Source organism: Actinoplanes sp. NPDC049599 (assembly GCF_044465625.1).
In the GTDB taxonomy this organism is placed as follows: Bacteria; Actinomycetota; Actinomycetes; order Mycobacteriales; family Micromonosporaceae; genus Actinoplanes.
Genome location: NZ_JBITLX010000022.1, coordinates 93537 through 114286, shown reverse-complemented (window position 1 = coordinate 114286; position 20750 = coordinate 93537). Strand labels below are relative to the sequence as shown.

Here is a 20750-nt window from a genome sequence, read left to right as displayed (position 1 = left end):
CGCCGTCGGGTAGGCGACTGAGCGCTTCTCAGCCCGGCCGGCCGGGCGTCCGATGGTGTCGTGGCACTCGAGTTCGCTTTTGTCATCCACGTCCGCCATCAGTTCGGCGACGACGATCAGGACATCGGTGTGTTCGCCGGCCGGGAGCAGACGTTCGCCTTCGACTGCCCGCTGGCCGGGCCGGACCACGCACTGCTGCTGTTCCAGAGCCTCGGCGTCTCGCGGGAGCAGACCCTGGAGGTCAACGGGGTGACCGTGTTCGGCGGCGTGCCGGTCACCGACGCCGTCTTCGGCGTCACCGGGCTGCCCCTGGGCGGCGCCTCGAACCACACCCATCCCGTGCAGCTGACCTCGGCGGGCTGGGTCGGCAACGTGCTGATCATCAACCCCGGCGTGCTGCGCGACCGCGGCAACGCGCTGCGGATCGCCTCCGGCGGCGACGAGTTCGTCGTCGACAACGCCGTGGTGCTCTACCGCACCCGCAGCGTCGGCGCCGGCGGCGGTGTCTTCACCGAGCAGGAGCGTCCGGTCCTGCCGACCCCCTGACGGGCCGCCACCTCGGTATTGGCCGTCGACCGGCGCCGGCCGTGCCCCTACCGTGCGTTCATGCGGATCCGGATCATCGACGCCTTCACCGACCGGCCGTTCGCCGGCAACCCCGCGGGCGTCTGCCTGCTCCCGCCGGGCGGCTGGCCGAGCGACGCCTGGATGCGTCAGGTGGCCGCCGAGCTGAACCTGTCGGAGACGGCGTTCGCCCACCCGCTCGGCGGCGCCGCGGACTGGGCGCTGCGCTGGTTCACCCCGGCGGTGGAGGTCAAGCTGTGCGGGCACGCGACGCTCGCCACCGCCCACGCGCTGTTCACCGACGGTGCCGCGTCCGGCACGGTCCGGTTCGACACCCGCAGCGGCATCCTCACCGCCCGCGCCGCCCCGGACGGCCGGATCACCCTGGACTTCCCGGCCGCGCCTCCGGTCGAGACCACCGCCCCGGCGGGCTTCGCCGAGACGTTCGGGGCGACACCGTTGGCGGTCCACCGCGCCGACCAGCTCGGCGACCTGCTCGCGCTGCTGCCCGACGAGGCCGCGGTCCGGGCGCTGCGCCCGGACTTCCGAGCCCTCGCCGCCCTGCGCGCCGGGACCGGCTTGCGCGCCTTCATCGGTACGGCACCAGCACCGGCCGGCGCCGGCTACGACTTCGTGTCCCGCTTCTTCGCACCCGCCGACGGCATCAACGAGGACCCGGTGACCGGGGGCGCGCACACGGTGCTGGCGCCGTACTGGTCGCGGCGCCTCGGCCGGGACGAGCTGACCGGCTTCCAGGCGTCGGCGCGCACCGGAACGGTCCGGACCGCGCTGCGCGGCGACCGGGTCGAGCTGACCGGCCGCGCGGTCACCGTCCTGGATGGAACGCTGCTGCACCCACCCGCCTGAGCCCAGGATCTCGGGACGGCCGAGCGGCACGGCGTTCGTCGGCCACAGCCAGTACCAGGTCTTCGCCGTGCCGGGCGCGCCCGGCGACTGCCTGGTGCACATCGGCGGGCCCAGCCACCTCACCGGCTTCTGCGGCATCCACACCGGCTGGATCGAGGCACGCGTGCGCGTGCTGCCCGGCCCGCCGCCGGCGGTCGACGGCGACCGGAACGGGTCGGCGAGACGACCCTGTGGTGCCCGGGCGGCCGGTTGTCGGTGATCGGCCTGATGGGCGGCGGCGTCGTCCGCAACCGCCTGCCCGAGACGGTCCGCACCGACGGCGACCCGCCCGAGCGGCAGATCTGGCCGGTGTCCGAGGAGCGGTCCTGGCGCACCGTGCGGGCGGATCCGGGGGCCGGCCCAGCCGGCGAAGGCTGCCGCCCGGCCGGAGCGGGAGCGCTGGGCGGCCCGGCGGGCGATGCGCGAGGCCGGGCTGGAGCAGATCGGGTGGATCGCCGACGCGCTCGCCGCCCCGGACCAGGAGTCGCCCCTGGGCTGACGGGGCGCCGGCACACCGAAGACTCGCCCGCTCAGGTCCGCGGCGGTGTCCCGGCTGCGACCTACCGCGAACCCGATGCCGCCGGGCGTCCTCAGCTGGGGACTTCCCGCCGGGCAGGCCCACCCGCGGCCGCGACGGTCACCGGCCCGGCGCCGTCACTTGCTGCCGGCTCGCGGCGGGGCAGCAGCAGCGGGCTGGCGAGGATCAGCAGCCCGGCGACCGTGATGGCCGTGCGGGCGCTGGTGGCGGCGGCGAGCAGCCCGCCGAGCGTGGCCAGCACGGCGATGGCCGCCCCACTGCTGATCGACCAGGCCATCAGGGTGCGGGCGACGCGGTCTGGCGGGGTGTGCTCGAGCCGGTACGTGGCCAGCACCGGGTTGTACAGGCTCATGCCGATGATGATCGCGAACTCGACGGCGATCACCGTCACCAGGCCGGCGATCCCGGGCTGGACGAAGGCGAGGCCGATCAGCCAGACTGCGCGCAGCGTGCCGACGGTCCGGAGGATCCGGTGCTGCCCGTACCGCGTCACGACCCGGCGGGCCAGGCGGGAGCCGATGAGCCCGCCGAGGCAGGGCACGGCGAAGGCGAGGCCGTACTGCCAGGGCGGGAAGCCGAGCTGGCGCAGCATCAGCACGGCCAGCAGCGGCTCGGTCGCCATGATCAGTCCACTGACGACCAGGTGGTTGAGGAACAGCGCGCGCAGGCCGCGATGGGCCAGCAGGTGCCGCCAGCCGTCGAGCACCTCCCCGGCCCGCACCCGGCCCGTGCCGGTGCGTTGCGGGCGCTCCTCCCGGCCGCCGATGGCGGTGATGCCCAGCGCGGACAGCAGGTAGCTGAGCGCGTCGGCCAGCACGGTGGTGACCGGCCCGAACATGCCGATCGCCGCGCCACCCAGCGGCGGGCCGACGGCGATGGCACTCCACGTCGTGGACTCGAACCGGGCGTTGGCCACGAGCAGGTCCGCCGGCGGCACGAGCGACTTGAGGTAGGCGCCGGCGGCCGCGTTGAAGGCGATCTTGGCGGCGGCCACGACGGTCGAGACGACCAGCAGCTGGCCGAACCCGAGCCGGCCGAACGCGTAGGCGACCGGGATCGACAGCATGGCCCCGAACCGGACCAGGTCCATCGCGATCATCACCGGGCGCTTGCGGCGGAACTCCACCCACGGCCCGAGCGGCACGGCGATCAGCGCGCCCACGGCCGGCCCCACGGCGGCCAGCAGGGCCACCTCGGCGGCGCCGGCGTCCAGCACCAGCAGGGCGATCAGTGGGAACGCGCCGAAACCGAGCGCGGTGCCGTAGGCGCTGACCGCGTACGCCGCCCACAGCCGCCCGAACTGCCGCCCCACCACGTCCCCCGTGTTGTCGATCCTCCGGTGCCACACTTCCGGCATATTGACCTTGGAGCAAGTCGCGTAAGGTGTTTCCCCGACTACACAATGTGGAGGTACGGGGATGTCACTGCCTGCATTGCCACTGCCCGACGAGGCCCGCCTGCCGTTCGAACCCCCGCCGGAGTATGCGCACCTGCGCGCCGCGCCACAGGTCGTCCGGGTGGCCTGCCCCACCGGCCTGAACGCGTGGCTGGTCGCCGACTACGCGGGCGTCCGCGAGGTGCTCGGCGACGGCCGCCGCTTCTCGACCCGGCCCGGCCAGGCCGCCCACGTGCTCGCCGCGTTCGGCGGGCCGGAGTCGCCGATCCAGGGCTTCACCCAGCTGGACGGGCCCGAGCACATCCGGATCCGGCGCAACTTCGCGCCGCAGGTCTCGCACCCGCGCCGGCTCGCCGAGCTCCAGCCGCTGGTGCAGCGGATCACCGACGAGGCGGTCACCCGGATGCTCGGCTCGCCGCGGCCCTACCCGCTGCACAGCGAGTTCTCCACCGCCATCACCACCGCGGTGATCGCGGAGCTGATCGGCGTGCCGCCCGAGCAGCGTCACCTGCTGCACGACGCGGCGACGGCGCTGTTCACCACCTCCACCACGCCGGACGAGCTGCGCCGGGCGCTGGAGCCGCTGTGGGCGTACCTCCATCAGCTGGTCGCCACCCGCCGGGCCCGGCCCGGCGACGACGTGCTCAGCCGGATGATCGAGCACAGCGCGGACAGTGACCGCCCGCTCACCGACGCCGAGCTGACCCACATGAACGGCGCGCTGCTGATCGCCGGCTTCGACACCACCGCCTCGATGATCACGTACGGTCTGGTCTGCCTGCTGAACACCCCGGGGCAGTGGGAGAAGCTCTGCGCCGATCCCGAGCTGGCCGCCTCGGCGGCCGAGGAGCTGGTGCGCTACCTGGGCGTGGGCACCGGGCTGCTGCGGCAGGCCACAGTGGACACCGTGGTCGGCGGGCAGCCGATCCGGGCGGGCGACTACGTGGTGGCGGCGGTGCAGTCGGGCAACCGCGACACCGCCCTGCATCCGGACGCCGACACGTTCGACGTGAGCCGCAGGCCCGGCGCGCACCTGGGCTTCGGGCACGGCGCGCACGCCTGCGTCGGTCAGCAGATCGCCCGGCTGGAGCTGACCACGGTGCTGCGGTCGCTGGCGAGCCGGGTGCCGACGCTGCGGATCGCGGTGCCGCCCGAGGAGATCGTGTGGAAGCGGGACTCCGTGGTGCGCGGCCCCGCCGAGCTGCCGGTGGCGTGGTGATGAAGGTGGCCGTCAGGAGCCCGACACCTCGGCCTTGACCTCGACCGGGATGCCGTTGAGCACGCTGTTGCCGGAGAGCCGGTCGACCGCGAACTCGTCGGTGAGCACGTTGCTGTTCACCCCGGGGTGGGCGGCGGCGACCGCCATCCGGGTGCCCGGCACGCCGTGTCCCCACCCGTGCGGCAGGCTCACCACGCCGGGCATCACCCGGTCGGTGACCTCGACCCGCGCGGACAGCGTGCCCGCCCGCGAGGTGACCTCGGCGGCGCCGCCGTCGGTGAGCGCCAGCCGGGATGCGTCCACCGGGCTGATCTGCAGCGTGCACCGGTCGCGGCCCTTCACCAGCGCGGGCACGTTGTGCATCCAGCTGTTGTTGGAGCGCAGGTGCCGCCGGCCGATCAGGACCAGTTCGTCGGGCCGGCGGTCGAGCGCCGCGCGCAGCCGTTCCACGTCGGCCACGATCGGCGCCGCGCACAGCTCCACCGTGCCGCTCGCGGTCTGGAGCACCTCGGGGATCCGCGGTTGCAGCGGGCCCAGGTCGACGCCGTGCGGGTTGGCCAGCAGCCGGTCCAGCGACAGGCCGTCGGGACGGGCGCCGAAGCGGTCACCGTACGCGCCGGTGCGCAGCAGCACGTCCAGCAGCCGTTCGGCCGGGTGGTCGCCGCCGACCAGCGCCCGCAGCGTCTGCACCGGGGCGTCCGCGGCGTCCGCCACCCGTTGCAGCGCCCGGTCGAGCAGCTGCTCGTGCAGCACCGCCGGGTCGGTGCCCGCGTCCCGGCCGGCGGCGATGAGCGTGAGCCGGGCCAGGATGTCGCACTCGTCCAGGCTGCCCGGGTCCGCCGCCAGCACCGGCGGGGAGTACGCGGCGAAGTTGCGCACCGCCAGCGTCAGGAACGAGAAGTCGTAGTGCCCCTTGCGGGCCGGGTCGCCCGGCGGCAGCACCACGTGCGCGTGCCGGGTGGTCTCGTTGAGGTACGGGTCGACGCTGACCATGAAGTCGAGCCCGGCGAGCGCCCGGTCCAGCCGTTCGCTGTTCGGCGTCGACAGCACCGGGTTGCCGGCCACCGTGACGAACGCCCGGACCTGCTCGTCGCCGGGCGTCTCGATCTCGTCCGCCAGGGTGGCGACCGGCAGCTCGCCCTTGACCTCGGGCAGGCCGCGCACCCGGCTGTGCCACCGGCCGGTCCGGAACCCCTGGCCGCCGCCCGGCTTGCGCGCTCGCACGTGCGCGGCGAGCGGGAACATGACCCCGCCGGCCCGGTCCAGGTTGCCGGTGAGCACGTTGACCACGTCGACGAGCCAGCTGGTCAGCGTGCCGAACTCGACCGTGCAGGTGCCGATCCGGCCGTAGACGGCGGCGGTGGGCGCGGCCGCGAGCTCCCGCGCCAGGCCGCGGATCCGGTCCGCCGGTACGCCGCACGCCGCGCTCACCCGCTCAGGGCTGAACGGCCCGGCCAGCTCCCGCAGCTCCTCGACCCCGCTCACGTGCCCGGCGACCGGGCCCAGCCGCACCAGGTCCTTGGCGAACAGCGTGTGGACGATCCCGAACAGCAGGTACGCGTCGGTGCCGGGCCGGATGAACAGGTGCTCGTCGGCGTGCTCGGCGGTGCGGGTGCGGCGCGGGTCGACGACCACGAACCGGCCGCCGCGGGCCTGGATGGCCTTGAGCCGCCCCGGGAAGTCGGCGGCCGTGGCCAGGCTGCCGTTGGACTCCCACGGGTTCGCGCCGAGGATCAGCAGCAGGTCCGTACGGTCGAGGTCCGGCACCGGGATGGCCAGCGGGCTGCCGTAGAGGTAACCGCAGGACACGTGCTTGGGCATCTGGTCGACGGTGCTGGCGGAGAAGATGTTGCGGGTGCCGATGGCCTTCAGCAGCGGCGTCACGTAGAGCCCGCCGGCCATCGTGTGCACGTTCGGGTTGCCGAGGTACAGGGCGACGGCCTGCGGGCCGTACCGGTCGAGGATCGGCCGCAGCCCGCGCTCGATCTCCCGGAACGCCTCGTCCCAGGAGACCTCCTCGTGGCGGTCGCCGCGGCGGATCAGCGGCCGGCGCAGCCGGTCCGGATCGGCCGCCAGCTCGCCGAACATGGCGCCCTTCGGGCACACGAAGCCGTGGCTGAACACGTGCTCCCGGTCGCCGCGGGCGGCGACGATCCGGTCGTCGCGAGTGGTCAGCTCCAGGCCGCACGCCGCCTCGCAGAGCGGGCACGTCCGGTACGCCGTCCGAGTCGTGTCAGTGGTCATGACGAGAACCCGCCCCTCCGTTTGTTACCCACGGGTATCCAATCACGGAACGGGCGCGGCGGTGTGACGGATATCCCACAGCCCGGCCGGCCTCGCCTCGTCCGCGGGCGGCGGGTCGTGCGTATGTGTCCGTACCGGTACGCCACGAGCTTCGCGGAGGCAGTGTTGCTCAGCTCTCACGATCGTCGCCAGTTCAACGTGATTGTCGCGGGCCTGCTCGCCGAGGACCCCGATCTCGGCATCCGGCACCGGCCGCCGGCGCCGCGCCCGCCCCGCCCGCTGCTCGCCGCGGCGCTGTGGATGAGCATGCCGTTCCTGGTCACCGTGGGCGGCTGGACCGGCCTGCTGGTGGCGGTGGTCGCCGCCGCGTACGGCGTGCACCTCTGGTCACGCGGCGGTGGCGGCGCGCCGCCACCGCCCACAAGGGATTGATCGGCGTTGCCCGAAGTGCCAGGATGACCACCTCGGGTAATCGACCATCTTCTATCGCGGGGTGACTGATGGCGGCGAGCGTGACCGTGCGACGGGTCGTACCCACCCTGGTGCTGCTGCTGGCCGGGGCGCTGGTGGCGACACCCGCCGACGCGGCGCCGCCCTCGCCGGACCCGGATCACCCCTGGCGGATGCGGCACTGGCCGCAGACCCAGCCGTGGCAGGCCGACGAGCCGGCCGCCCGCACGTTCGGCGCCGGCGCGCCGCGGCCGATCGACCCGCAGCACTACGAGCTGCCCGACACCATGACCTGGGACGACTACCGGGCGGTGCCCGGCGCCGACTGGGCCGACCCGGCGGTGCCCGGCTCGGTCAAGACCTTCCGCGGCGCCCTGGTGCTGGTCGACTTCGCCAACCAGCCGTTCGTGGTGACCCAGCCGGCCAACTCGACCGTCTTCGGCAACCCGTCCACCGTGCACGACCTGCCCCGCGCCGACGTGCCCGCGTTCTACCGCGACTTCCTCAACACCCCCGGCGAGCTCAACCGGGGCCACACCATCCACGAGTACTGGATGGAGGACTCCGGCGGCCGCTACGGCATCGAGCTGGGCGCGCACGGCGTCTACCGGATGCCGGCCAAGAGCCACGAGTACGGCATCGAGAACTCGATGCAGCGCGGCCTGGGCTGCCCGGCCGGCGACCGCTGCGGGCGTGACCTGCGCGCCGACGCCCGCGCCGCCTGGCTGGCCGACGTCGGCGAGCAGGGTGCCGCGGCGTACGACTTCGTCTTCTTCCTCGCCGCGGGCCAGGACGAGTCGTCCACCTGGCAGGAGTTCGGCCAGATGAAGTTCACCAGCAAGGAGGACGTCTCGGACGCGTTCGGGCCGCCGGACGAGGCGCTGCCCAACTGGAACGCGACCCGCTACGTCGAGTGGACCTCCTGGCAGGCGTCGTCGACCATCTGGCCCAACGCCGCCAGCGGCAGCTCCGTGCAGGCGGAGAGCTCGGGCATGTCCACCTATGCGCACGAGTTCAGCCACATCCTGGGCGTGGGGGACAACTACAACAACCCGTACTCGGTGCCGCCGCGGCGCGACTACAGCGGCCCGTGGGAGATGCTCAGCCGGGGCACGTTCAACGGGCCGGGCGGCCCGCACAGCCGCTGGCTCATCCCGGGCACGGCCGGCTCGTCGATGGGCGCGCAGCACATGCTGCGCAACAAGCTCAAGCTGGGCATCGTCGACGAGGACGCGGTGCTGCGCCTGTCCCGCGACGGCCTGCAGCAGTCCGGCGTGGTGGTGACCCGGGTGACGGCGCGCGCGGCCGACAAAGGCCTGGCCGGCATCACCGTGACGCTCGACGGCGGCGACCGGAGCCCGGCCTGCGACCCGGCCACCGACCCGTACTGCGACGGCGGCCGGTACGACAACTACACGCTCGAAGTGGTCGACCGGATGGGCTTCGACTCGTTCACACCCGACTCCGGGGTGCTGCTGGCCAAGACCAAGAACGCGGACGCGGCCCCGTTCATCTGGACGATCGACGCCAACCCGGAGGACATCAACAAGGTCGACTTCGTGCTCCCGGACGGCACCCCGCAGAAGATGACCATCGGCGACTACCGCCAGCTCTCCGACGCGCTGCTGCACGCCGGCACCGACTCCGGCAGCGAGTACGAGTACGTCGACACCGCCAACCGGCTGCACTTCTACGTGCTCGACCCGAAGCGGGACCGGGCGGGGGTGCTGTCGTACCGGGTCGCGGTCCGCTCCCTGGACGGCGCCGGGCCGCAGCCCCGCGGCGTGTCGGCCCGCCCGGCCACCGCGCCCGCGCCGGGCGCCGGCTGGGCCCGCTGCACGATCCCGGTCCGCAACACCGGCGGCGCCCCCGACGTGTACCGGGTGACGGCCCCGGCCCCGGCGGGCTGGACGACCTGGCTGCCCCGCGCGGTGATCGACGTGGCGAACGGCCGCACGGGCAAGGTGGAGGTCTACGTCAAGCGAGCGGCGGGCAAGACCCGCGGCACGAACGCAGCGGTCACCCTCACCTCGGAGAGCAACCCGGCCGCCACGACCACCACCACGTGCCGGGTGCGATGACCGGCGCTCAGCCGAACCGGGCCACCGACAGCAGCACCCAGCCCACCAGCGCCAGCGGCACCGCCCACAGCAGTGCCACCCATCGTCGCGGGCCCGCGATCAGCGCGGTGAGCAGCACCCCGAGCGCCACGTCGAGCAGCGCCGACCACAACGGATCGATCCCGTAGTCCGGGTCGCCGATCCGGCCGGCCAGCAGGCCCGCCTCGGCGAACAGCACCGCCGCCGGCATGGCCGGCGCGACCGCCTGCCAGCGGCCCGGCCGGCGGGCCGCGACGCCCGCGCCGCCGAAGACCACGCCGGCGATCACGGCGGAGCCCATCCACAGCAGGGCGGTGGTGTTGTACATGGTCGCCGCGTCGTCGTGCTGGATCACCATCGCCGCGAGGTAGTAGCTCGGCACCGCCACGACCAGCAGGACGACCGCCGCGCCGATGCCCCGGGCCCAGCCCCAGCGGCCCCAGAAGGCGAGCAGGAAGCCGGCCACCGCCCACACCGCCATCGAGTTGCCCAGCTCCGCGAACGGGTACGGGACGTACTTGATCCAGACGAAGTCGAGCGCGCCGAGCAGCACGCCGCCGACGGGTGCCGCGACCGCGGCGTACCGGATGATCTTCACCTCCGGGAGCCTAGGCACGCGGCCGGCGGCGCGGATCGGGCGGCGGACCGGATCACCCGGGCCGGGAATCGGCCGAAAGACGGAGATCCGGTCAGCGCGGCGGGATCTTGCCCGCGGAGACCGCATCCTCCAGGTCGGTGGCGAACGCGTCCGGGTCGCGGGTACGGACATACGTGGAGACGGCGTTGTAGAAACCCTCCTGGAACTCCGGGCTCATCGACTCACCGTGGGCGACCGACAGCAGCACCGTCTCGTGCCACAGGCTCCTCGACGCATCCTGCTGGTACGGCGGCAGCGTCGAGACGTCCACCGTCCGCAGCACCGGCACCGAGCCCTTGGCCTTGCTGAACGGCACCTGCACGGCCGGCTTGCTGATCTCGCCGAGGAAACCGAGCGCGTTCTTGGCGTTCTCGGCCCGGGTCGCCGCGACGAACACGTCGACGACCGCCAGGTAGCTGCCGTCGGTGCCGGGGAAGGGCACCGCGGCGAAGTCCATGCCCTCGCGGGCGCCGCCGGCGATCAGCTCGCCGTTCGCGGAGTCGTTCATGGATTCGAACGCGCACCCGCGGGTGGTGAGCTTGCGGGTGGCCGCGTCCCAGGTCAGGCTGCTGGCCGCGGGGTCGGAGTAGGTGAGCAGGGTGCCGAAGGAGCGCAGCGCGGACGCGACCCGGGAACTGCGCCAGTTCAGCCCGTCGGCGGCCATGTCGCGCCAGCCCGCGGGGCCGATCGTGCTCAGCAGCACGTTCTCGAAGAGCTCAACGGTGGTGAACGGGTCCTTGCCGCCCAGGCACAGCGGCGCGGTCCCGGCCGCCTTGACCTTCGCCAGGTCGGCCAGGAACGTGGCGAACGGGTAGCCGGCCGCAGGCGGGGTCACGCCGGCCCTGGTCAGCACGGCCGGGTTGAACCACAGCACGTTGCTGCGGTGCGCGCCGGTCGGCACGCCGTACGGTTTGCCGCCGCGCCGCAGCGACTGCCGGATCGTGGGCTGCATCGCGGCGTCCAGCCCGCCGGCGGCGTAGACCGACGAGACGTCGCGGACCGCGCCGCGCGCGGCGTAGCCCTGCACTGACTTGCCGGCGAAGGTCTGCCACACGTCCGGCGGGTCGTTGCGCTGCAGCCGCTTGGCCAGCGCCACGACCGCCTGCGACCCGGCCCCGCCGGCCACCGCGCCGTTGACCGCCTCGACGCCCGGGTTCGCCTGGCGGAACGCGCTCAGCAGGGTGTCCAGGGCGGCGGCCTCCGAGCCGGAGGTCCACCAGGAGACCACCTCGAGGCGCCGGGTGTCGGTGGTGGCGCTGGTCGGCTCGTCGCTGCCGCAGCCGCCCGCGGCGAGCAGGGTCAGCAGCACGGCGGCGGCTGCGATGCGGCGGCGGATGGTCATGCCGTCCTCCCCGGGCCGGGCGCGGTGCGCAGGTCGTAGAGCGCGTACAGCCCGACGAACACGAAGCAGACCGCCGGGACGATGAACGAGACGGCCGCGCTCGTGGCGTCCACCAGCGCGCCCTGCACCAGCGGCATGATCGCGCCGCCGACGATCGCCATCACCAGCCCGGCGGCGCCGAACTTGGTCGCCGGGCCGAGCCCTTTGAGGGCGACGCCGTAGATCGTCGGGAACATCAGCGACAGGCAGAACGAGAGCCCGACCACGGCCAGCACCCCGGCCATCGTCGGGCTGAGCATCGCGAAGACGCAGAGCACGACGGCCAGCGCGGCCAGCACCGCGAGCACCTTGGTCGCGCGGATCCGGCCGATGAGCCAGGTCATCAGGAACCGGGAGAACAGGAAGACGAGCAGGCTCAGCTGCAGGAAGAAGCCGCCCTTCTCGAGGCTGCCGCCGAGCGCCTGCTGCACGTACTGGATCAGGTAGGTCCAGGCGCACACCTGCGCCGCGACGTTGAAGAACTGGGCGACGACGCCGTACCGGTAGCGTTTGTGCCGCCAGAGCACCTGGAACAACCCGCGGGTGCCGCCCTGGTGCGGCTCGGCGTCGGGGAATTCCTCGACGATCGGCGGCGCTTTCTGGCTGGCGATCGCCACGGCGATCAGCACCAGCACGAACGCCAGGCCCAGGTACGGGCCCATCACCGCGCCGAGCTCACCGGCCCGGATGGTGTGCAGCTCGGCGGGCGACAGCGACGAGATGTCCACCGGGTCGCTGAGCTTGGGCAGGATCAGCGTGGAGGCGAGCAGGACGCCGATGTTGGTGCCGACCGGGTTGAACGCCTGTGCCAGGTTCAGCCGCCGGGTCGCGGTGGACTCCGCACCCAGCGACAACACGTACGGGTTGGCGGAGGTCTCCAGGATCGAGCAGCCGGCGGCCATCGCGAACAGCGCCACCAGGAACGCCTCGTACGTCATGATCTTGCTGGCCGGGTAGAACGCGAACGCGCCGATCGCGGCCAGGCCGAGCCCGGTCAGGATCCCGGTCTTGTAGCCGAACCGCTGGTTGATGACGGCCGCGGGCAGCGCGAGCAGGAAGTACGCGCCGAAATAGGCCAGCTGGACCAGTGAGGCCTGGAAGGTGCTCATCTCGAAGATGCGCTTGAAGCCGGCCACCATCGGGGTGGTGAGATCCTGCGCCACACCCCAGGCGGTGAAACAGCCGATCAGGGCGATGAACAGCAGCAGCATCCCGCGCCCGAGCAGCGGCTCCGGGCCGGTCTTCGCGGCCTCGTCGGTGGTCGGAGGTGGGGCGATGCCGGCCATCAGCGTTCCCTTCCGCGGGTGGCACACCCGTCGGTCGGGACGCCCGGCCGGTCGCGGTGAGTTACCTTCCCGCTACGGCGACGCTACCTCCTCCATTCATCGAAGGAAACCGTTGGATGTAGCCTGCCCTTGGCTGAAGGAGCGCGTTGTCATGCAGTTCGACGTCACGATCGAGATCCCCCAGGGCACCCGCAACAAGTACGTGTTCGACCACGCGACCGGCCGGCTCCGGCTGGACCGGACGCTGTTCACGGCCACCCAGTACCCGGCCGACTACGGGTTCATCGAGGAGACGTACCGCCCGGGCACCGACGCCCTGGACGCGCTGGTGCTGGTGCGCGCGCCCACGTTCCCCGGCTGCCTGATCAACTGCCGGCCGATCGGCATGTTCACGATGCGCGACGAACAGGGCCCGAGCCCGAAGGTGCTGTGCGTGCCCACCGCGGACATCCGCCTGGACGAGCTGCGGGACATCGACGACCTCGACGGGTTCCTGCGGCTGGAGATCCAGCACTTCTTCGAGATCTACAAGGCCATCGAGCCGGGCAAGAGCGTCGAGGTGGGCAGCGAACGCTGGGCCGGTCGCGCCGAGGCGGAGGCCGAGGTGCGCGCCGCGCAGCAGCGGCCCGCCCCCGATCCGGCATAGTCCGCCCGCTGCCCGGCCGGTGATCGTCCTTTGCGGACCGGCGCCGGTTATCGATCCATGTCGCGGTGCCTCGCGCGCCCGTTGACGATCCTTTCAGTTAATCTCCCGGAAATGATCTGCGCGCAATTTGAACGTTCTGAATCAATCTGTGATCCGACATGGATACGATCATTGTCCGGGGGCATACTGGACCCCGTTCATCCGTACGGCCGATAGCGCCGGAACCGTTCGGTGCCAGAGGCTGAGGATGACGTTTACCGGGCGCGAGCGCAGGTAGCGATTCCGTGATCTCGCAACTGCAGTGCGGGATGCGACTGACAATCCGATCATCCGGCCATCGATCATTGAAGACGCCGGTTTCATAAGTGCTGCGACGACACCGTCGGGAGGCGGCGGTGATATGGCGTCGCGCCACCGGCCAGGGGGCGCCGGGGACGGCCAATCGGGAAGGACAACGGCACATGTACGAGCAGCAGATGTATCCGCAACAGCAGATGTATCCGCAGCAGCAGTTCGCGCCGCAAGGCGCACTCGGTCAGGCGCTCGGGGGAGCGCTCGGTGGCTGGGGTGGCGGCTACCTCGGTCAGGGTCAGCTCGGGCAGCAGCTCGGCAGCGCGTTGGGCAACCTGCTTCCGTTCCAGGCGGGCCCGCAGCAGCAGCCGCAGTTCGTGCCGCAGGGTGCGATCGGTCAGGCGCTGGGTGGGGCGCTCGGTGGCTGGGGCGGCGGCTACTTCGGTCAGGGTGACCTCGGCCGGCAGCTCGGTAGCACGCTGGGCAACCTGCTGCCGTTCCAGGCCGGACCGCAGCAGCAGTTCGTGCCGCAGGGTGCGCTCGGTCAGGCGCTCGGGGGAGCGCTCGGTGGCTGGGGCGGCGGTTACCTCGGTCAGGGTCAGCTCGGGCAGCAGCTCGGCAGCGCGCTGGGTAACCTGCTTCCGTTCCAGGCGGGCCCGCAGCAGCAGCCGCAGTTCGTGCCGCAGGGTGCGATCGGGCAGGCGCTGGGCGGTGCGCTCGGTGGCTGGGGCGGCGGCTACTTCGGTCAGGGCGACCTCGGGCAGCAGCTCGGCAGTGCGCTGGGCAACCTGCTGCCGTTCCAGGCGGGCCCGCAGCAGCAGCCGCAGTTCGTGCCGCAGGGCGCGCTCGGTCAGGCGCTCGGTGGGGCGCTCGGCGGCCTCGGTGGCGGCTACTTCGGTCAGGGTGACCTCGGCCGGCAGCTCGGCAGCACGCTCGGCAACCTGCTGCCGTTCCAGGCGGGCCCGCAGCAACAGCAGCAGTTCGCGCCGCAGGGCATCCTCGGCGGGGCGCTGGGCAGCATCGCCGGCGGCCTGGTCGGCAACGCGTTCGGCAACCGGGGCCTGGGCAGCACCATCGGCGGCATCGCGGGCGGCTTCCTGCCGTTCCAGGCCGGCCCCGAGCAGCAGCAACAGCAGTTCGTGCCGCAGGGTGCGCTCGGCCAGGCGCTGGGCGGTGCGCTCGGCGGCTGGGGCGGCGGCTACTTCGGCCAGGGCGACCTCGGCCGGCAGCTCGGCAGCACGCTGGGCAACCTGCTGCCCTTCCAGGCCGGACCGCAGATGACCCCGCAGTCCAGCTACGCGCCGTGGGAGACACCCGCCTACCAGGCCACGCCGCCGCAGCTGAACCCGCAGTCGATGGTCGGCCGCAACCCCTGGGAGACCCCGCCGTTCGTCAATCCCGGCATCTTCGGGTTCCCGCAGGGTTTTGGCCAGCAGCCCGGGTTCGGCCAGCAGGTCGGGTTCGGCCAGCAGGCCGGCGCCCCGCAACAGGGCCAGCAGCCGCGGGTCTCCGCGGCGGTGAACTGACCACCCCGGAGATCGGCAATGGCGCGGACGAGCCGATAGAGTGGCCGGGTGCCGAACCCATTGTTCGGCCCGATGTCACCCCGCCCGGGAGAAGCGCCATGAGCCTCCAGGAATACATCGTCAGCGGCGGCGAAATTGCCAACCTTCTTGATTATGTCGCGCTGCTGCCCGAGGTATCGGTCAAGAGGGTCGCCTCGCGATACGTCGTGCTCGAAGCGAGCGAAAGCGACGCAGCGAAGCTGAGCGCAGAGCTCGCCGGCAGGTACACGATTACCCCGAACAAAGAACTCGGACTCTTGGAATAGAGCGACGGCGGCCCGTCCCGCGACGGGGCGGGCCACCGTGCTCACCGCCCCTGGAGGAACGGATGCCCGAAGCAGAAGGCCGCCGTGCGAGCACCGCACACAGCGCCACCAAGGCGTCGGCCGAACCATCGGAGAACATCGTCGGTTCGGCCTCGACGGAACAATTTCTCATCGCCCCGCGGTCCGGCTCGACCGCCCGCTCGTTCGGCATCCAGCCCCTGTCGGTGAACATGCTGAACGTCGCCGTCCAGGGGCTCGACGTGGTGCGCCGGATCAAGCGTCCCCGCGCCACCCTCGCCACGCTGGGCATCGGGCAGGGTGAGGCCACCGACGTCCTGGTGGCCAACATGGAGCCGGAACGCGCCCAGCTGATGGCCGCCACGGCCCCGCAGCTCTCGATCGGCCGCAACAGCACCCTGACCTACGGAAGCGGTCCCGCCACCATGCGCGAGGCCTTCTTCCCCGCCGCCGCGGTCAAGCCGCGGCAGATCCGCTTCCGGGTGCTGGGCGAGAACGACCGGCCCCTGGAGGGCGCGGTCATCACCCTGACCGGCGACACGGTGCCGAGCCAGGGCACCACCAACACCAAGGGCGAGGTGACCCTCGACCTCTACACCCTGCACGACCGGCCGGCGCGCTCACTGTTCGTGACGCGGCCGGGCGGCTACTGGGACATGTACCTCACCGAGCCGTCGCTGTCCGACATGACGGGCAACATCGTCCGCCTCAAGGCCTACAGCGAGACCATCGAAGGCTTCCCCAAGGGCTTCCAGTACGGCTGGGGCCAGCGGCTGATGGCACTGGACCACCTCGGTCCCGAGCTGCGCGGCGAGGGCGTCAAGGTGGCCATCATCGACTCCGGTGCCGACAACACGCACCCGCTGCTGAGCCACCTCAAGATCGGCCGGGACTTCTCCGACGGCAACCCGACCACCTGGAGCAACGACGTGGTGGGCCACGGCTCGCACTGCGCCGGCGTCATCGGGGCCCGCTCCGACGAGCAACTGCGCGGCTTCGTGCCGGAGGCCGAGATCCACATCCTCAAGGTCTTCCCCGGCGGCCGGTACGACAGCCTGGTCGACGCGCTCGACTACTGCATCGACCACCAGATCGACGTGGTCAACATGAGCCTGGGCGGCGACGACGAGATCAACCCGGTGGTGGAGGAGACGCTGATCGCCGCGGTCAACGCCGGGGTGGCGTGCATCGTCGCGGCCGGCAACTCCGGCGACGCGGTCAAGTACCCGGGCAAGTCGCCGAACGCGTTCGCCGTCGCCGCGATCGGCAGCGTCGACGACGCCATGCCGAACACCTGGGACAGGTCCAACCTGCGCCCGCAGTATCTGGCGGCGGACGGCGTCTTCTCGCCGGCGTTCACCTGCCACGGCCCCGAGGTGGCGGTCTGCGCGCCGGGCGTGGCGATCATCTCCACGATCCCCGGCAGCGGATTCGAGGCACAGACCGGCACGTCGATGGCGGCGCCGCACGTCACCGGTCTCGCGGCGCTGCTGCTCGCCCACCACCCGGTCTTCCGGGAATCGCTGGCCGGGCGCAGCCAGGCACGGGTCGCCGGGCTGTTCAGCATGATGCGGTCGATGTGTGTGCAGTACCCGTTCGGCCCGACCCGGGTGGGCGCCGGCATGCCGACCCTGGCCGGGATGGACCGGATCCTGCAGCCGGCCGGGAAGCAGGCGGGGGACAAGACCGTGACCCCGCAGGGTGCGGGCCCGGCTCTCGGCGGCTTCGGCACCTTCACGCCGTTCCAGGCGGTGCCGGGGATGATCCCGGTCCCTGTCCCGGTGCCTGCTCCGGTGCCGGCGCATGCGGATCCGCAGGTGCTGGCCTGGTTGCTGCAGCAGAGTCAGGCGGCGGCCAACCCGCCGGTGAGCTGGATGCTCAATCGGCTCAATGCGGGTGTCTGACCGCCGGTACTCACCCCGGTGAGTCGTCCGGTTCGGGCGGCTCACCGGGGTTGATCACGATTTGGTACGCAGTACGGCTCCACGTCAGTCGACTTTCGCCATCGCCATCGCCGCCTCAGCGGCAGCCTTCCCGCGGATCTTGATGAGCTAAAACGTTCCAGCCGAGTCTTTTGCGTGGTTGGTGTATCGGGCGATGTCAATAGCCCGCCGGAGTGACGTGGGCCGCGCGCCGACCGCCACCGACGCGCAAGATTTCGATCTTGTTGATGTGGTGTGAGTTCCGAACCTCTCGACTTTCGCCATGTGGCGGAGCCCTTAAGCGCCTTGACTTTCGGCGTCCGCGGAGGTCGGGCAGCTTCTCGAAGGTCTCGCCGAGGATCTCGGGACTTCACCTCGACCGGCGCGATGCAAGATTCACTTCAAGGGCCGGCTGAGCTGAGCGTCTCTCTTGGGGCAACGACGACAGCCCGCAACCAGCTCTCGGGCACCCGCAGTGGCCGACGATGTCTGACATCACCCATATGGCGCTCGCACCGAGGGGCAGCAGCCGACCGCCTCACAGATCTTGGAAAGCAGGGGCGGTCGACTTTCACCATTCAGTGCCGTCGCAGCCTCAGCGGCAGCTTTCCCGCAGATCTTGATGAGCTAGAACGTTTTAGCCGCACCCCACCGTTACAAGGTCCACTACTCGTGCCCCTTTCCTCCTGAAATGAACCCCTCAACCTCCACTACCGCCATTCCGCATACCGGACGAACCCGGCAACGGGCTGGATCACCGGGGGACCGTGATCCAGAAATGGCGAAAGTCGAGCGAACCTTAAGTCCACAAGATCGACAATTCACTGCTCGCTTCGTGACTTTTATGCTCTTTGTTCCGTTAGGAGTTCCGTGATGTGAGAATCCTGCTCAATATGTGGGCCAGTGCTGCGGGTTCGGCGGTGGGCAGGTCTCAGGCAATGCTTGGCGCGGCCGTTTCGGCGCGGCAGAAGCGTGTCGCCCGTCCGGGGGATGGCGATCGATCATCACAACAGCCATGCAAAAGACTCAGCCACACCACACCGCTACAAGGTCCACCACTCATGCCCCTTTCCTCCTGAGATGAACCCCTCAACACACACGCTCCAAGGGCCAATCCCGCAAACCGGATGAATCCAGAAACGGCGGAAGTCGGGGGTGCCCAAGATTGGCGGCAAAGCATCCATGCCGTTCTTGGCCCCCACCCTTGCCTGGACTCCTGTTACCGGTAGGTGACTGGTTGCTGAGCGCTGGTTGCAGCTCTGGTCCGGTGTTCACCTTGCGGTGGGGTGCTGGCTGCCGCGCCTGTAGCGGCGGTAGGGGATTCCGCGCCGGTTGCGCGTGTTCGGTGGCGACGACTCACGGTCACCGCCGGTCATGGCGCTGTCGCGGAGCATCGATCCGGCGGCCGGGGCCGACATCTCCGGGGCGTGTGGGTGGGCGCTCGTGACCTGACTTCGCCGGGCTGTGCACCGGCTTGTCAGGTGAGTCCGGCGAGTTTGTAGAGCACGAGGGAGCCGGCGACGGCCACGTTGAGGCTGTGGCCCGTGCCCACCATGGGGATCTCCACCGCGCAGTCGATCAGATCGATCGCCCGGGGCGGGATGCCGGTGGCCTCGTGACCGAGGACCATGATCGTGCGGCGGTCGGCGACTGGGAGGTCGGCCAGGCGGATCGCCTCGTCGGCCAGCTCCACCCCGACGATGCGCGCGCCGCCGGCTCGTTCCGCCGTCAGCCAGCCGGCGGGGTCGCCGACGCGGTGCACGCAGCTGGGCCGGCGCAGCGTGTTGCCCCGGGCGAGAGCTTCGTCGACCCACCGGAACGGCGGTACGGCCAGGCAGGCGCCCACCGCGTCGCAGGTGCGGAGAAGTGTGCCGAGGTTCGTCCCGTGCATGGGCCACAGCGAGGCCGCGACCAGATGTCCCCAGCAGCGATGTCCGCGGGGGCGCCGGGCGGCTCGCAGGTCCTTGCGGGAACGGACCCGGATCGCGGGGCTCACCGGAGCGGAGCGACCGGGCTCCAAGGATCGATCGTCATCAGGTGGGGGCACTTCGCGGCGTACCCGGGCCATCGTCGACAACACCGTCACCCGCGATGATAGCCACGACGGGCCGGCCTGAGCCCGCCGGCACCCCCGCTGCGGTGGCGCGCCGCCGGGGCTCAGGCGGGCGCCACCGGCTGGCGCAGGATCGTGCGGAGCTTCTCCGGCGCCACCCGGCGCGCGTCGCTCAGGTAGATCTCGTGGTGCCGGCCCGTGGGGCGCAGGCCGAGGCCGGGCAGGTGCTCGTCGTGCAGGTAGGCCAGCGACGGCCCCTCGTCGTCGTACGAGCCGACGTGCAGGGTCTGCAGGCACCTCCCCTCGTCGAGGTCGAGGACCCGCAGCAGCCCGGCCGGGTCCCGGCCCTTGGCCCGCGCCTGCTCGACGGCCGCCGCCAGGGTCCGCTCGTCCAGCCAGTCGGGCTGGCGGATCAGCATGGTCCAGGACCAGCGGTCCTTCTCCCGGGTGCGGAAGGTCGCCATGTCGTCGGACCACCACAGGCCCTCCAGCGGCATGACGACGTAGTCCCGGCCCAGGTCGCCCTTGCTGCGGAACTTGGCGGCGTAGGCGGCGGCGAACAGCGCCTCGACGGCCTGCTGGTAGGCCGGGCACCCGGGCCGGCCGCTGCCGTCGACGGCCAGGTAGCGCATCGGTGGGACCGTCACCTCGACGTACCTGCCGGCCGGCGGGGCGTAGAGGGTGCGCTGATCACGTTTGAGGTCGACCTTGGTCATGGACCGATCATGCCGGTTATACCTGACAGGTTCTGTCACGGGGCGGACTTACCGTCACCGCATGACATCACCAACCGGCAGCGCCGACTTCGACTTTCTCCTGGGTGCCTGGACGGTGCACCACCACAAGCTCGCCGGCGGCACCTGGGTCGACTTCGACAGCGTGGGGGAGGCCCGCCCGGTCCTCGGCGGCGCCGGCAACATCGACACCGTGGTCGCGACGCTGCCCGACGGGCAGTCCTTCGAGGGCATGACGCTGCGCCTGTACGACCCCGGGGCCGACCTGTGGCGGATCTGGTGGTCCTCCACGACGCAGCCGGGCCGGCTGGACCCGCCGGTCGAGGGCCGGTTCCGCGACGGCCGGGGCGTCTTCGTGGGCGAGGACACCATCGATGGCCGGCCGGCGCTGGTCCGCTTCCTGTGGTCCCGGATCACCCCCGATTCGGCGCGCTGGGAGCAGGACTTCTCCTTCGACGGCGGCGCGACCTGGGACCCGGTCAACTGGATCATGACCTTCACCCGCCGCACCGGCTGAGCCGCCGGCGCGGTCTCT

General features: G+C 71.7%; 18 protein-coding genes. 11 read left to right on the top strand and 7 right to left on the bottom strand.

Annotation, left to right across the window (positions count from 1 at the left end; genetic code table 11):
* Positions 1–60: 60 nt before the first annotated feature.
* From ACIBQZ_RS31195 to ACIBQZ_RS31185, 3 genes are read left to right on the top strand one after another with little or no spacing between them, the layout of a single operon-like run.
* Positions 61–546, top strand: coding sequence for a hypothetical protein (locus ACIBQZ_RS31195; protein WP_396092398.1), 486 nt, complete (start codon positions 61–63; stop codon positions 544–546).
* 60 nt (positions 547–606) lie between these two features.
* Positions 607–1431 carry a PhzF family phenazine biosynthesis protein gene (locus ACIBQZ_RS31190; protein WP_396092397.1) on the top strand — a complete coding sequence of 275 codons (825 nt, stop codon included), beginning with the start codon at positions 607–609 and terminating at the stop codon, positions 1429–1431.
* On the top strand, positions 1403–1690 hold the full coding sequence (locus ACIBQZ_RS31185; protein ID WP_396092396.1) for a hypothetical protein: 288 nt from the start codon (positions 1403–1405) through the stop codon (positions 1688–1690). Before ACIBQZ_RS31190 ends, ACIBQZ_RS31185 begins: the two co-directional genes overlap by 29 nt.
* Before the next feature lie 370 nt (positions 1691–2060).
* Here ACIBQZ_RS31185 and ACIBQZ_RS31180 read toward each other — a convergent pair whose 3' ends face one another.
* Complete coding sequence (locus ACIBQZ_RS31180) at positions 2061–3356, bottom strand: MFS transporter (protein ID WP_396092395.1); 1296 nt, start codon at positions 3354–3356, stop codon at positions 2061–2063.
* Between the two features lie 70 nt (positions 3357–3426).
* Between ACIBQZ_RS31180 and ACIBQZ_RS31175 the strand changes: the two genes are divergently transcribed.
* Positions 3427–4623, top strand: a complete 1197-nt coding sequence (locus ACIBQZ_RS31175) for a cytochrome P450 (protein ID WP_396092394.1) — start codon at positions 3427–3429, stop codon at positions 4621–4623.
* A gap of 12 nt (positions 4624–4635) precedes the next feature.
* Here the strand turns inward: ACIBQZ_RS31175 and ACIBQZ_RS31170 are convergent, their stop codons facing one another.
* Positions 4636–6867: a molybdopterin oxidoreductase family protein gene (locus ACIBQZ_RS31170; protein ID WP_396092393.1), complete on the bottom strand. Its 2232-nt coding sequence runs from the start codon at positions 6865–6867 to the stop codon at positions 4636–4638.
* Positions 6868–7032: 165 nt separating this feature from the next.
* Between ACIBQZ_RS31170 and ACIBQZ_RS31165 the strand changes: the two genes are divergently transcribed.
* Both ACIBQZ_RS31165 and ACIBQZ_RS31160 read left to right on the top strand, forming a co-directional pair.
* The gene (locus tag ACIBQZ_RS31165; protein WP_396092392.1) at positions 7033–7299 is read left to right on the top strand and encodes a DUF3040 domain-containing protein; all 267 of its coding nucleotides are present in this window, start codon (positions 7033–7035) and stop codon (positions 7297–7299) included.
* A gap of 80 nt (positions 7300–7379) precedes the next feature.
* Entirely contained in the window at positions 7380–9398 is a 2019-nt protein-coding gene (locus tag ACIBQZ_RS31160) for a M6 family metalloprotease domain-containing protein (protein ID WP_396092391.1), read from the top strand.
* Between the two features lie 7 nt (positions 9399–9405).
* Here ACIBQZ_RS31160 and ACIBQZ_RS31155 read toward each other — a convergent pair whose 3' ends face one another.
* From ACIBQZ_RS31155 to fucP, 3 genes are all read right to left on the bottom strand, one after another.
* Positions 9406–10014: a DUF6518 family protein gene (locus tag ACIBQZ_RS31155; RefSeq protein ID WP_396092390.1), complete on the bottom strand. Its 609-nt coding sequence runs from the start codon at positions 10012–10014 to the stop codon at positions 9406–9408.
* Between the two features lie 91 nt (positions 10015–10105).
* A complete protein-coding gene (locus tag ACIBQZ_RS31150) occupies positions 10106–11395 on the bottom strand; it encodes an ABC transporter substrate-binding protein (protein ID WP_396092389.1) in 1290 nt (429 codons plus the stop codon).
* On the bottom strand, positions 11392–12720 hold the full coding sequence (fucP, locus tag ACIBQZ_RS31145; RefSeq protein ID WP_396092388.1) for an L-fucose:H+ symporter permease: 1329 nt from the start codon (positions 12718–12720) through the stop codon (positions 11392–11394). The genes ACIBQZ_RS31150 and fucP overlap by 4 nt, the downstream gene beginning before the upstream one ends.
* 151 nt (positions 12721–12871) lie before the next feature.
* Between fucP and ACIBQZ_RS31140 the strand changes: the two genes are divergently transcribed.
* The 4 genes from ACIBQZ_RS31140 (at position 12872) to ACIBQZ_RS31125 (ending at position 17410) form a co-directional block, all read left to right on the top strand.
* Positions 12872–13366: an inorganic diphosphatase gene (locus ACIBQZ_RS31140; RefSeq protein ID WP_396092387.1), complete on the top strand. Its 495-nt coding sequence runs from the start codon at positions 12872–12874 to the stop codon at positions 13364–13366.
* Between the two features lie 461 nt (positions 13367–13827).
* The gene (locus ACIBQZ_RS31135; protein ID WP_396092386.1) at positions 13828–15183 is read left to right on the top strand and encodes a hypothetical protein; all 1356 of its coding nucleotides are present in this window, start codon (positions 13828–13830) and stop codon (positions 15181–15183) included.
* 98 nt (positions 15184–15281) lie between these two features.
* The gene (locus ACIBQZ_RS31130) at positions 15282–15488 is read left to right on the top strand and encodes a hypothetical protein (RefSeq protein ID WP_396092385.1); all 207 of its coding nucleotides are present in this window, start codon (positions 15282–15284) and stop codon (positions 15486–15488) included.
* A 62-nt stretch (positions 15489–15550) separates the two neighbouring features.
* On the top strand, positions 15551–17410 hold the full coding sequence (locus ACIBQZ_RS31125; protein ID WP_396092384.1) for a S8 family serine peptidase: 1860 nt from the start codon (positions 15551–15553) through the stop codon (positions 17408–17410).
* Between the two features lie 1495 nt (positions 17411–18905).
* Here the strand turns inward: ACIBQZ_RS31125 and ACIBQZ_RS31120 are convergent.
* Positions 18906–19319, bottom strand: a complete 414-nt coding sequence (locus ACIBQZ_RS31120; RefSeq protein ID WP_396092383.1) for a TrmH family RNA methyltransferase — start codon at positions 19317–19319, stop codon at positions 18906–18908.
* Positions 19320–19585: 266 nt separating this feature from the next.
* On the bottom strand, positions 19586–20197 hold the full coding sequence (locus ACIBQZ_RS31115) for a GyrI-like domain-containing protein (protein ID WP_396092382.1): 612 nt from the start codon (positions 20195–20197) through the stop codon (positions 19586–19588).
* 61 nt (positions 20198–20258) lie between these two features.
* Here ACIBQZ_RS31115 and ACIBQZ_RS31110 point away from each other — a divergent pair, with 61 nt between their 5' ends.
* Positions 20259–20732 carry a hypothetical protein gene (locus tag ACIBQZ_RS31110; protein WP_396092381.1) on the top strand — a complete coding sequence of 158 codons (474 nt, stop codon included), beginning with the start codon at positions 20259–20261 and terminating at the stop codon, positions 20730–20732.
* Positions 20733–20750 lie beyond the last annotated feature (18 nt).